Origin of the sequence: Christiangramia lutea, from assembly GCF_022489035.1 — a bacterium.
In the GTDB taxonomy this organism is placed as follows: Bacteria; Bacteroidota; Bacteroidia; order Flavobacteriales; family Flavobacteriaceae; genus Christiangramia; species Christiangramia lutea.
The window spans coordinates 339,281-350,933 of the sequence record NZ_JAKVTV010000002.1 but is presented as its reverse complement, the minus strand read 5'-3'; the positions used below and the strand labels follow the sequence as shown (position 1 = coordinate 350,933).

15 protein-coding genes are annotated in these 11,653 nt (G+C 35.9%); 2 read left to right on the top strand and 13 right to left on the bottom strand.

What is annotated here, in order from left to right; genetic code table 11:
• Nucleotides 1-36 precede the first annotated feature (36 nt).
• The 13 genes from ML462_RS07925 to ML462_RS07865 all read right to left on the bottom strand — a co-directional run bounded on the left by ML462_RS07925 (nt 37) and on the right by ML462_RS07865 (nt 10,927).
• The gene (locus ML462_RS07925) at nt 37-447 is read right to left on the bottom strand and encodes a hypothetical protein (RefSeq protein ID WP_240713270.1); all 411 of its coding nucleotides are present in this window, start codon (nt 445-447) and stop codon (nt 37-39) included.
• Between the two features lie 208 nt (nt 448-655).
• Entirely contained in the window at nt 656-2,458 is a 1,803-nt protein-coding gene (locus ML462_RS07920) for an adenylate/guanylate cyclase domain-containing protein (protein WP_240713269.1), read from the bottom strand.
• Nucleotides 2,459-2,548: 90 nt separating this feature from the next.
• Nucleotides 2,549-2,929 carry a hypothetical protein gene (locus ML462_RS07915; RefSeq protein ID WP_240713268.1) on the bottom strand — a complete coding sequence of 127 codons (381 nt, stop codon included), beginning with the start codon at nt 2,927-2,929 and terminating at the stop codon, nt 2,549-2,551.
• A gap of 179 nt (nt 2,930-3,108) precedes the next feature.
• Nucleotides 3,109-3,558, bottom strand: coding sequence for a translation factor GTPase family protein (locus ML462_RS16090; protein WP_262914752.1), 450 nt, complete (start codon nt 3,556-3,558; stop codon nt 3,109-3,111).
• Between the two features lie 23 nt (nt 3,559-3,581).
• Entirely contained in the window at nt 3,582-5,213 is a 1,632-nt protein-coding gene (locus tag ML462_RS07905; protein WP_262914748.1) for an elongation factor G, read from the bottom strand.
• A gap of 162 nt (nt 5,214-5,375) precedes the next feature.
• Nucleotides 5,376-6,428 carry an AI-2E family transporter gene (locus ML462_RS07900; RefSeq protein ID WP_240713267.1) on the bottom strand — a complete coding sequence of 351 codons (1,053 nt, stop codon included), beginning with the start codon at nt 6,426-6,428 and terminating at the stop codon, nt 5,376-5,378.
• A 513-nt stretch (nt 6,429-6,941) separates the two neighbouring features.
• Nucleotides 6,942-7,136 (bottom strand): cold-shock protein, encoded by a 195-nt coding sequence (locus ML462_RS07895; RefSeq protein WP_240713266.1) that lies wholly within the window; start codon nt 7,134-7,136, stop codon nt 6,942-6,944.
• A 92-nt stretch (nt 7,137-7,228) separates the two neighbouring features.
• A complete protein-coding gene (locus ML462_RS07890) occupies nt 7,229-7,423 on the bottom strand; it encodes a cold-shock protein (RefSeq protein ID WP_240713265.1) in 195 nt (64 codons plus the stop codon).
• Nucleotides 7,424-7,489: 66 nt separating this feature from the next.
• On the bottom strand, nt 7,490-8,473 hold the full coding sequence (locus tag ML462_RS07885) for a fatty acid desaturase family protein (RefSeq protein ID WP_240713264.1): 984 nt from the start codon (nt 8,471-8,473) through the stop codon (nt 7,490-7,492).
• 335 nt (nt 8,474-8,808) lie between these two features.
• On the bottom strand, nt 8,809-9,267 hold the full coding sequence (locus ML462_RS07880) for a cold-shock protein (RefSeq protein ID WP_240713263.1): 459 nt from the start codon (nt 9,265-9,267) through the stop codon (nt 8,809-8,811).
• Nucleotides 9,268-9,624: 357 nt separating this feature from the next.
• Entirely contained in the window at nt 9,625-9,828 is a 204-nt protein-coding gene (locus ML462_RS07875) for a dodecin family protein (protein ID WP_240713262.1), read from the bottom strand.
• 108 nt (nt 9,829-9,936) lie between these two features.
• On the bottom strand, nt 9,937-10,401 hold the full coding sequence (locus ML462_RS07870; protein WP_240713261.1) for a universal stress protein: 465 nt from the start codon (nt 10,399-10,401) through the stop codon (nt 9,937-9,939).
• A gap of 52 nt (nt 10,402-10,453) precedes the next feature.
• On the bottom strand, nt 10,454-10,927 hold the full coding sequence (locus ML462_RS07865; protein ID WP_240713260.1) for a cupin domain-containing protein: 474 nt from the start codon (nt 10,925-10,927) through the stop codon (nt 10,454-10,456).
• Between the two features lie 212 nt (nt 10,928-11,139).
• Between ML462_RS07865 and ML462_RS07860 the strand changes: the two genes are divergently transcribed.
• Nucleotides 11,140-11,412, top strand: a complete 273-nt coding sequence (locus tag ML462_RS07860; protein ID WP_240713259.1) for a DUF2383 domain-containing protein — start codon at nt 11,140-11,142, stop codon at nt 11,410-11,412.
• Nucleotides 11,413-11,465: 53 nt separating this feature from the next.
• The gene (locus ML462_RS07855) at nt 11,466-11,627 is read left to right on the top strand and encodes a hypothetical protein (RefSeq protein WP_240713258.1); all 162 of its coding nucleotides are present in this window, start codon (nt 11,466-11,468) and stop codon (nt 11,625-11,627) included.
• Nucleotides 11,628-11,653 lie beyond the last annotated feature (26 nt).

Sequence of the window (11,653 nt, the reverse complement as noted above, 5' to 3'; positions counted from 1 at the left end):
GATTTAAATAAAAAAAACTTGGGCGGGTTCCTCATACTAATAATTCATTTGTAATACCGGATCGCTCCAATATTCATTATCATCTCCATATATTTTGAATCCAATTTGATAAACCATTCTGTCCTTACCTGGAGGAGTAAGTGGTTCCCCTATTACTTTCCCCTGCAGTTTGTTTCCTAATCTGGAAATGGAACCCTCCAGAAGGTTTGTACCATCCTTATTCTTTAATTTGATATCGGTTAATTCGCTAACACCGGAACTATCATTTGGAATCCAGGTTATTACATTACCAGGAAAAACATCTGTAGTTAAATTTTCATTTTTAGGGTTTTTACCTTTTGAATCTTTTAATTTCAGTTTTGGTGGATTGGAATTAGAGTTCTTTAAACTAACTGTAATAATTATTGCATTACTACTCATGACTTTTGAATTTTGGTTGGTTTCCATTTTATTTATTTGAATTGGTTGATTACGACAAAAAGAGATGAGACAAATTAAAACCAAAGAGGGTTTCGTTCTGGTTTTCAGGGATTTGTAAATTTAGGAGAAATTTTTAGATTTCCCGAATTAGAATATATATAATTCGTTGACTTACAAGGTCATACATTCATTGAGTTAAAGAAAACCAAAGGTTGAAAATGTTGATATAGAGCATCTAAATTCCCTTTTGATTACTACTGTTGGCTTCGGCAAGAATAGATTTTCTTGATTTTTCTTTTACCCCTTTCACAAAATACATCTTCATTACCGCCCTGTTCTTTACCTCCATCTCGCCTCTATATTCGCAGATGAAATCTTCCCTGATCAAATTACAGGTGCTATCAGAAATATTTATTTGTCCCGGTTCTGACAGTGATTCCATCCTGGAAGCAATATTTACGGTATCGCCCCAAATATCATAGGCGAATTTTTTCGTTCCTACCACCCCGGCTACTACCGGTCCGGAATTGATTCCGATTTTCATATTAAAGACCACCTCTTTACTGTCTATTTCAGATTTAGCCTTAAAGTGCCGAACGAATTCGATCATTTCAAATGCCGCGAGTACCAGCCTTTGGGCGTGGTCTTTTACCGGAAAAGGCAATCCACCGGCACACATATAACAATCACCTAAGGTCTTGATCTTTTCAAGCTTATATTTTTCAATGATCTCGTCAAATTTGGAAAAATAGAAATCTACACTGTCCACAACCTCTTCCGGGCTTAGCTGTTCAGAATATTTGGTGAAGCCAACAAAATCGGCAAAAAGTACGCTTACAGAATCGAACCTTTTGGATTTCACTTTCCCGGAATTCTTTAATTCCAGAGCGGTTTCTTCTGGCAGGATATTCTGCAATAATTGATCTGACCTGTTTCGCTCTTTTTCAATGATCTCTTTGGTTCTGGAAATGAATTTATTTCTTCTGAATAAACCAAAAGCGATCGATCCAATTAGAAGCAGGGCTATTCCAGTTGCGATCATCACCGCCTTTTGTGTTTTTTCTTTTTGAGCGAGGAGATCTACCTCATTTTGTTTTTTTGCAATTTCATTTTCGGTACGTAAGCGCGCCATTTCCTGAACGGCTGTAATATTTTTTATGCTGTCTCTATAAACTACATAGTTTTCATAATGGCCATAAGCTTCTTCAAAATTTCCAACAGCTTTATTTAATTGTGCCAGCTTCAGGTGTGCAGCGCTAATTTCCTTTTTTAGATCCTGTTTCCTGGCCAGGCTTAAACTTTTATCAGCATAATAAAATGCCATTTCCGTATTATTCTTCCGTATATAGATGTCGGACAAATATGTGAGATATACGGCTATGGGATGATAATCTTCTAATTCTTCCAGAATATCTATGGCAGCAAGTATATTCTTTTCAGCGAGAGAATCCCGGCCTGTTTCGGCGTAAACCATTCCGGAATTTCCATAATTATAAGCCAATCCTATGGGAATCTCCAGTTTTTGAAAAATCAATTTAGACTCTTCAAAATAATGCATAGCACTATCATAATGCTTTGTCTTGAGATATTCATCTCCAGCATTCAACAGGGTTGTTCCCAGCACGATTGAATCATTGAGCACCCTAATTTCCTTTAGCCCACGGCGATAATATGATTTTGCATTCCTGGAATTGCCCATTTCAGAATAGGTGTCGGCAATAGAGATCAAAACCCCAGCTTTCCCAAGGTTATCATCTGCTAAATCGGCCTGCTTTTCACTTTCGAAGTAAGCCTGCAAAGCTTCGGTATAATTACCAAGTGATTGTAAATGATTCCCTTTTTGTAAAAATCCGGAATGGGCAAATCCATATTCCGATCTCTTTATTGCTTTTTCAATTAAAATTTCAGAATAGTTCAAGGCAATACTGGGGTCGCTTTCGTATTCCGAAATTTTCTGTAGAACTTCCAGTTCATTCTCAAAATTTCCTTCATCATAAGCATATCTCAGGCTATCGGCCAGTTTTTGATCCTGTGCCAATACAGAAATTTGCAAATGAAGAATTAAGCCTATAACTAAGCAGACCTTTTGTTTGCTGAACATAGGGAATTCAGTTTTCTTTAAGATTTATCAGGTTTTGATCGATAGTTTTGGGTCATCTGTATAATTTTGCGGATCACCATCTATATAAAACTTAATGGAGTAATCTTCACTTTTGATCTTTTTCCCGTTCTTTTCCGGTTCCTTTTCTACGATGCTAGCCTCATAATTTCCATTTCCTGTATTATGAGGATTTGTAGAAAATATGCTGGTTTCATTTTCCTTTGGTACAATTTCGATACTCTGTATTCCTGATGCTAGATCTGGTACCCAGGTGACATTTGCACCCAGAGCTACCTCGGTATTCAAATTGTTATCGCCAGAACCTCCTAACGAATCTATTAGTTTTAATTTTGGTGGATTATCATTTGAATTCTTTAATGCCACGGTAATAATTACTGCATTACTCATAATATTAAAATTGATTGGTTATCTAAATATTTAAATCTAAAGCGAGATAGGTTAAATAAATGAGGTGGTTCTGTGGGAGGGTTAGCTAAATAAATCGCAGGTTAAATTTAAACCTAAATAACTGTAAGTAAACATCTTACTGTGTTAAATCTTATTTTATATTTCTAATATAATTTTTGTTAGGAAGAATTAACCATATTTTTTTGAACATTATTTGGTACCGGTTGGTAAGCAGAAAAGCTGGTTCTGAATGTCGCTCTACCCTGAGTTAGTGACCTAAGATCGGTGGAATAACCGTAAAGTTCAGATTCCGGAGCGATACACTTTAATATCTGGTAGTTTGCGTCGCTATCTATACCTTGTATAACAGCCCTTCGCGATTGCAGATCGGTCATTACATTTCCAACCATATCCTCAGGCACCTTCACAAATAATTCCATGGTTGGTTCCAGGAGTTTAGGTTGCGCATTCAGAAAAGCTTCTCTGAATGCATGTGCACCCGCGATCTTAAAAGAAATATCATTAGAATCTACAGAGTGCATCTTTCCATCGTATACCATTACCCTTACATCTCTTATATAAGAACCCGTTAATGGTCCCTCTTCCATAACTTCAAGTACACCCTTCATCACAGAAGGCAAATATCGCTGATCTATGCTCCACCTACGATACAGTTATAGAAAATGAGCTTACCTCCCCAGGGAAGTTTTACTTCTTCCTTTCCTCGGATATTAAATCCTTCAGGTTCAGGCATATTTTCATAGAAGGGTTCAATTTTAATATGCACCTGGGCAAACTGACCAGAGCCACCAGATTGCTTCTTATGTCTATAATTTGCATTGGCCGATCTCTGTATGGTTTCCCTGAATGATATTTTCGGCTTGTCAAAGTTAACTTCAACTCCGTAAACATTTTTCAGGATCCATTCCACTATGGCCAAATGTAATTCTCCCTGGCAGGCAACGATAAGCTGTCTTCCCTCTTTCGAATAACTTATTTCAACTGTAGGATCCTGGCTATGGATCTTTTTTAAGGCTTCACTTAGTTTTTCTTCATCTTTGTTATTAACCGCCATAATTGCTTTTTTAAACCTGGGTTGAGGATATTGGATAGGTTTAACAATCGTTTCTTTTTCCAGGGTGTGAAGGGTATCATTAGTCTCGGTTGACTTTAATTTGAGGCTGGCACCAATATCTCCTACCGTAAGACGGGATACCGAGATACGCTGTTTGCCGTCCATTATAAAAAGCTGGTTTAGGGTTTCGGTTTCACCTGTGCGTGAATTCACCAGTTTGTCATTAAGCTTTATTTCTCCCCTCTTTACCTTAAAAAACGAAACCTGGCCCAGGTTTGGCTGGTGTACTGTTTTGAACACGAATAAAATTGTTGGCTCATCTCTTACCGGATTAATGTCTTGCCCGGCGGTACTCTCCCCTATTTTTACATCAGCTGCGGCAGGACAAACATTGTCAATAAATCCCATGAGTCTTCCACTTCCCATATCATTCAGGGCTGAAACACAAAAAACAGGGAAGAGTTCATGATTCAGCATCCCGGCCTTTATTCCTTTTCTCATTTCATCTTCGGTAAGACTACCGTTTTCAAAGAACTTTTCCATGAGGTCTTCATCGTTCTCAGCAGCTTTTTCAACCAGTTCATTATGGAGATAATCGGCTTTTTCTTTCTGATCTTCCGGAATCTCCAGTTTATCAGGTTTCCCTCCTTCCGAAGAAAATTTATACATCTTCATTTTTAAAACATCAATAATGCATTGAGCTCCATCTTTTTTAATGGGATACTGTATTTGTACAGCATTATTTCCCACAAGATTCCTGATGGAATTTAGATTTTTCTCAGCATTGAAACCCGGATGATCTATTTGGTTGATCACAAATAATGTAGGTTTCCTGTATTTATCAATGTAATTCCAGATAATCTCTGTTCCTACCTCCACTCCCTGTTGCCCATTAATAAGGGTTACAATGGTATCTGCTACACGGATTGAGGAAATAACTTCACCGATGAAATCATCCAGCCCTGGTGTATCGATAATGTTAATCTTGTAATTCCTCCATTCTGTATGTAAAGGAGTAGCAAAAATTGAGTTGGACTTCTCAAGTTCAATTTCGTGGTAATCTGCAACTGTATTTTTATTTTCTACGCTACCTCTTCTGTTAATTAGTCCGGCCTCAAAGAGCATAGTTTCGGCAAGGGTTGTTTTGCCGCTATTGTGAGCACCTACAAAAACCACGTTCTTTATGTGCTTATCATCGTAAACTTTCATCGCTTGTTATTTTGAAGGTTTCGCGACAAGCAGGAAAGCAAATAGATAAAGGGACAGAGAATGTGCAGGACCTGCCTTTTAAAGATAAGAATTATAAAAAATAAATCTTGTATTTTTTCAGCTGAATCAAATAGTCATTTCAATTTAATGCAAGCTCCGCTTTTAATTATCTGAAAACTGCTTTTTGCTGAACAAAATTCCTAAAGGCTCCAGCTTTTTTATGTTCAACAGTACTACCGTAATAATTCCCATAATAGGAATGGCCAGAATCATCCCAATAATTCCCCAAACCATATTACCTATAATGACCGAGACAATAACAAAAAAAGGATGAACATCTACTCTTTCACCAACCACATAAGGTTGAAGTACATAACTTTCCACAAACTGAGTGATCATAAAGGTTAATCCAATTCCCACAAGAACCGTAGTTTCTCCGGAGGTTAGAAACCCAAAGGCTACGGCCATGGTGAAACCAATTATATTTCCCACATAGGGGATTAGAGTTAAAACCGCTGCAATAACACTTACCAGTATAAAATTATTAACTCCGGAAATTCCTAAGCCAACGGAATAAAGTATTGCCAGCAATCCCATCAAGGTTAATTTCCCAAGCAGGTATTGGGGAGCCACTTTAACCGATTTTGAGATAATGGTTTTGATCGTATCTCTTTTTCTATCTGGAAAAACATTCATTAAAAAGTCACGAAAAATATGGCGATAGTTCAGGAGAAAGAAAACGTACACAAAAGTTAGCAGGTAATTCGCCATAAAACTCGATAAACCGCTCATAAAGCTGGCGATTTTCTTACCTGTTTTAGAACCAGATTCTGAAGAGTCATTTTTTGCCTCCTTTATATCTTCCTTATCTAATGGAGTGTGTCTTAAAGCAAAGTCTTTAACCTGTTCAATTTTTGGTTTCATGGTCTCACTAATCTGAGGCCAGTCTTCTACGAAACTTCTTATTTGAAAAGATACCAGAGCGATCAAACCTATAGATATTCCAAAAAGTAAAAGACTATTTATAAGGGAGGCCCAGTTCCTTTTCATAAACTTTTCCATTTTATTGGAAAGAGGTAAAACAACCAGACTAAGGATGGTAGCAGTTACGAGTGGAGCGAAAAATCCTTTTGCCTTACTAAGGCCAAGAAATAAAAAGTATAAAGCCAGAATTGATGCTGCCAGATATAGTATCAGGTTCTTATTCTTGAACATTTTTTTTAGGTTTGGTTGATCAAACCTCAATATCGGAAATGTTTTCTCATTATCTATTAAAGAAATCTAAAAGACCATCAAAGGGGGAAATATAATAGAAATACCAATAAAAGTTATTTGTTCTATGGTCTCACCTGGAATTACTGATAATTAAATTTTGAGGATGTAGTTCTAAACATTTTTGTTGTTATGGTAGAATCTCCGTAAGTGGGAATATAGGCACTCTGGTCTTCAGCTACTATCCATATAATATTTGGTTTGTCATGATTATCTAATTCTGATTAATTAATATTTGATTGACAGAATCCCTGAAGGCATGGAAAAACCGAGAAAAGAAATATGCAAAAGAAGCTTAAGGAGTTTTTCACGAAGGACACTTTAAAATAGATTTGTTGACGGTTAAAATTTGTAAATAATAACAGTGACTTAAAATGAGACCACTCTTATTGATCTTTGAGTATAAAAAAAGCCATCTGAATCAGATGGCTTTTGCTTTTTAAAGGAAAAAGCTAATTAGTCGATTACTTCAACGTTAATAGCGTTTAGCCCCTTTCTACCTTGCTCAGTTTCAAACTGAACTTTATCGTCCTCACGAATTTCATCGATAAGTCCACTTGAGTGAACAAAAATGTCTTCGTTAGAATCTTCGGTTTGAATAAAACCAAATCCTTTGGTATTATTGAAAAATTTAACTTTACCTACTTGCATTACTTTATTATTAATTGTTACAAAATTGCCGTTGTTTGAGATCGGCCGGCAACGATCATTTTAATTTAAAATCTAATGGTGAACTAAATTAATTAGTCGATCACCTCTACGTTTACCGCATTTAGACCCTTTTTACCTTGCTCAACCTCGAACTGAACTCTGTCATCTTCACGAATTTCGTCAATAAGTCCGGTTGAGTGTACAAAGATGTCCTCATTTGAATCGTCAGCTTTTATAAAACCAAATCCTTTGGTATTATTGAAAAACTTTACTTTACCTTCTTGCATTACTATACTTGTTATTAATTTATATGTACCGTCTTTGTTTATAGATCGTACGGCATCCAATCTTTATTATCCAACACTAAGTTTATCTCTAGTTCCTAGGTGACGTAGCATTTTAAAATGCTGGCCTACGGCTGAGAAAAAACTGTGTTTGTTATGGTAGGGTAAACCGTATTCTTTAGCGGTTTCCGCAACTATATGTGAAATCTTTCGATAATGAACATGACATATATTCGGTAATAAATGGTGTTCAATTTGATAGTTCAATCCGCCTATGAGCCAGGAAAACAACCTGCTTTTAGGTGAAAAGTTACTGGTTGTAAATAACTGGTGGCTTGCCCAATCTCCCTCTACTATTCCTTCTTCATTAGGTAATGGATATTCAGTTGTAGGCACTATATGTGCAAGCTGAAAGATCGTAGTGATCATAAGGCCGGTCACAAAATGCATACTTATAAAAGCCAGTAAAATGATCCACCAGGCTACCGGAGACATGATCATAGGGAGCACAAGTACAAAACCGAACGAGATTACTTTCCAGAGAATGACTTTCGATAATTCTTTATTAAAAGCAGTTCCTCCTTTAAAGAAACCCATTTTTTTGAATTTTACCATCCTCACAAAATCTTTGGCGGTAACCCAGGATACAGTTGATAGGCCATAAAAGAACCAAGAGTAAATATGCTGAAACTTATGGATGGAATACCACTTTGTGTGAGGAGTGAACCTTAGAAAAAAGGGAGGGTTAATATCATCATCAGCCTCTTCTATATTGGTAAATGTATGATGAAGAACATTATGTTGTATCCTCCAGATACTGGCATTAGCGCCAATAAGGTTTAAAGTGTAGCCCAGGTATTTATTAACCTTTTGATTTTTGGAATATGAATTATGTATAGCATCATGCATAATTCCCATCCCTATTCCTGCCATTCCAAATCCACTTAATATATAAAGGGCAAAGGTTAGCCAAACACTGGAAATTATTCCTGTATTAACGATAACCAAAGGAGTAATAAAAACCAGTAACATGAGTACGGTCTTAACGATCATACTTCCATTGGCATGTTTACTGATATTATTGGTCTTGAAATATGAATTTACACGACTTCTTAAAGTCTTGGAAAAATCAGAGGCCCTTTTCTGGGCAAATTTTGGATTATTGATACTGGTACTTTTTATTTTTTTACTGTCTAAATACTGAAGTGAACAAAACTCTAAATATCCTGAATGGAATAACTTAAGTGAAGAACTAAACTATTTGAACTTTGCAAATGTACATTTAAAATATTCCGTATACACTACAATAATCTATTAATTTTCAATTATTTACCTTTCAGGATCATTTAAATACTATTATAGGTCTAAAAATCAAAGCCTAAGAAAGATTATATCTTTTTTACTCTAACCGCATTAAGGCCTTTCATGCCTTGCTCTAATTCAAAACTTACTTTGTCATTTTCATCGATCTCATCAATAAGACCACTTACATGAACAAAATATTTTTCTCCGGTTGTACTCCCAATAATGAAACCAAAACCTTTAGAATGATCGAAGAATGAAACTTTACCTTCGGTATCTGTAACCACTTCTTCCTCCTCCCTATCCTCTTTTTTGGGTATAGCGATCTCTATGTCTTCGGCTTCTACTTCTACTTTTTGCGATGGATCTGGTGGGGTATCTGTAAGATTTCCATCAGCATCAACATAGGCGATCATATCTTCAAAAGATCCTCCTTTGTTCGAATTCTCTTTTCTCTCAAGGCGTTTAGCTTCTTTTTCCTTACGCTTTTTGAGTTTCTTTTTCTCTTTTTCTCTTTTGTTTTGGGTTTGTCCGGATCTTGCCATTCACTAAATTTTAATTACTATTCGTTTCCAATTTCAATGCTTTGAACCAACTAAACGAATACCAGAAAAATTTAATGTGTAAGATTATCTTTTGAAGGTTTAATTCAGAGAGAGCCATGGTCTATTTAGACCTGCATCAAAATTTTTGTAAAGATAGTCATAGGAAACCGATATTAAAAACATAATGTGACCATTGAGAAAATAATTCAGTTTTAAACCAGAATCTGAATAAGATAAATCTATCCAGATTCTGGAAACTTTTTAAAGTCTCGCTAACCATCGGTAATTACGACTTATAGTTAAAAAATAAAAAAGCCAGGTAAATCCTGGCTTTTTTATTCACTTTAAATTTCCTGATCAAGCATTTTTCTCAAAAGATATTTTAGCGTTCACTGCGTAAGAAGTAATAGAATCCCCAGATACATGGGCCTTCATTTCCTTAACATAAACAGATTTGATATTCTTAATAGATTTTGCAGCTTCCTTTACAGCATTTCTAGTTGCATCATCAAAACTTTTTTCAGAAGTCGCTATAACTTCAATAACCTTTATAATTCCCATAATTTAAAATTTAAATTGATTAATCTATTGCTTTTGAAAGTACCTAATAAGAAACTGCATATCAAATGATTAACACAAAATTATAATGGGTGTAATCTTTTAGCAATATTATTTCTTATCCTTAATTGGGATCATATAAACTGGAATTTTAGTTCGTTCCAGGATATGGCTGGCCGTAGTTCCCATTAACACTTTCTCTAGAACAGAATGACTGTGAGTCCCAAGTACCAACATGTCGGCATTCCAATTCCGGGCATATTCTAGAATAACTGAAGATGTAGGGCCTTCTGCAAGATGAGCACTCACTCCAGGATCGCCAAGATGTTCTGCAGCCTTTTCAAGGAACTTTTTTGCTACCTCACGTAATTCAGAGATCACATTCAAATCTACCTGCATTTCATTATATCCTTCATAACCCATAAAAGTGGGATAATTCACTCCATAATAATTCACATCTGCAAGAACATGAATTAAACAGACTTCAGCTCCCAATTTCTTGGCGAGTGCATAACCTTCTTTGATCACTTTTTCTGAACGGGGATTGTAATCTACTCCAATTAAAACCTTTTTCATGAATGTACAATGATGATTGATCCTTCTAATTTAATCAAAATAAGATTAGGTTTTATTCAGGCTTTCCTGCAAATGCATCTACAGGTTTTTCAAAACCAACAAACAACAGACATGGTTCTGAACCGGTACATTTTGCGGTATGAGGCTTCTTTGATGGTCCATAGGCGTAATAACCTGCTTTCAGGGTCTTCGTTGCTTCATCTTCATAAGAAACCGTCATCTCACCCTGAACAAGAATCATTCGTTCAGCTGAATTATGCCAGTGTTCGGGTATATCTGTGCCAGGTTGAAATTTAAAGACAGCATCTGCATTTGGCTTACTTGGATCTCCATGAATGATGGTCACATTGCATCCATTGGGAATTAATTCTGGACAGTCCCCCCACTCCAGATCTCCATCTATAATATTTACAGCTACAGAGTTTTCATTGCTCATACCAGCCTGGGAATAGGTTTGATGACCAAAACCAAGTAGAATTAACGAAAAGAAGAGAGAGTTGATCAAAATACTCTTTGAAGTTTCCATTTTGTTTGAATTTAGTTGGTTGATAATTAATTGGTATAAGAAAAAAAGTTAAAGATTTTAAATAATCTGGGCTATAGGTGGTTTTCAGTATAATTTCCTGAATCTATTTTGCAGCTACTTTACATTTTATCTTGTTTTTTACTGATAATCAATAGGTTAAAATTATGTATTTGAAGTATCTTTATGTAGTTAAAATCAAAAAAAGCTTAGTTATGAAAACAACAAGAGAATCGGCAAGAGAAGCTAGTCATAAAAACCTTTTTCACGTTCTATCAGATCTTCTTGAAAAGAATTATGATGCTGAGAAAGGTTACAAGAAGGCTTTGCAGCATACGGAAAACCCTGATCTTAAGAGTTTTTTGAAGAAGCAGGCTGTACAAAGAAATCACTTCGCCACAGAGCTGGATAAACAGATACATTTGCTCAATGAGCATCCTAAAGAGAAAGTTAGTGGGAGTACTTTAGCCAGTATTCACCGCTTTTGAATAGAAGTTAAAGGCTCATGGGCAAAGATGAGCGATAAGCATATTCTAGAAGAATGCCTTCGAGGAGAAAAAGCCAGCTGGAAAGAATACGAAGAGAAACTGGAAAAAATAAAAATCATCTTACTCCGGCTGTAAAGAATTTACTGGTAGACCATAGGGATAAGATCCAAAAAACGCTGAAACAGATATCCATCCTTGAAGATCTTGAGGGGTAAATTTAAAGAATAAAATAAGCAATTCT

Bases quoted from the DNA above. Each gene is read 5' to 3' on its own strand.
- ML462_RS07925 (WP_240713270.1), bottom strand. From the start codon at position 447: ATGGAAACCAACCAAAATTCAAAAGTCATGAGTAGTAATGCAATAATT.
- ML462_RS07915 (WP_240713268.1), bottom strand. From the start codon at position 2,929: ATGAGTAATGCAGTAATTATTACCGTGGCATTAAAGAATTCAAATGAT.
- ML462_RS16090 (WP_262914752.1), bottom strand. From the start codon at position 3,558: ATGAAGGGTGTACTTGAAGTTATGGAAGAGGGACCATTAACGGGTTCT.
- ML462_RS07905 (WP_262914748.1), bottom strand. From the start codon at position 5,213: ATGAAAGTTTACGATGATAAGCACATAAAGAACGTGGTTTTTGTAGGT.
- ML462_RS07900 (WP_240713267.1), bottom strand. From the start codon at position 6,428: ATGTTCAAGAATAAGAACCTGATACTATATCTGGCAGCATCAATTCTG.
- ML462_RS07895 (WP_240713266.1), bottom strand. From the start codon at position 7,136: ATGCAAGTAGGTAAAGTTAAATTTTTCAATAATACCAAAGGATTTGGT.
- ML462_RS07890 (WP_240713265.1), bottom strand. From the start codon at position 7,423: ATGCAAGAAGGTAAAGTAAAGTTTTTCAATAATACCAAAGGATTTGGT.
- ML462_RS07885 (WP_240713264.1), bottom strand. From the start codon at position 8,473: ATGATCGTTAAGACCGTACTCATGTTACTGGTTTTTATTACTCCTTTG.
- ML462_RS07880 (WP_240713263.1), bottom strand. From the start codon at position 9,267: ATGGCAAGATCCGGACAAACCCAAAACAAAAGAGAAAAAGAGAAAAAG.
- ML462_RS07875 (WP_240713262.1), bottom strand. From the start codon at position 9,828: ATGGGAATTATAAAGGTTATTGAAGTTATAGCGACTTCTGAAAAAAGT.
- ML462_RS07870 (WP_240713261.1), bottom strand. From the start codon at position 10,401: ATGAAAAAGGTTTTAATTGGAGTAGATTACAATCCCCGTTCAGAAAAA.
- ML462_RS07865 (WP_240713260.1), bottom strand. From the start codon at position 10,927: ATGGAAACTTCAAAGAGTATTTTGATCAACTCTCTCTTCTTTTCGTTA.
- ML462_RS07860 (WP_240713259.1), top strand. From the start codon at position 11,140: ATGAAAACAACAAGAGAATCGGCAAGAGAAGCTAGTCATAAAAACCTT.
- ML462_RS07855 (WP_240713258.1), top strand. From the start codon at position 11,466: ATGCCTTCGAGGAGAAAAAGCCAGCTGGAAAGAATACGAAGAGAAACT.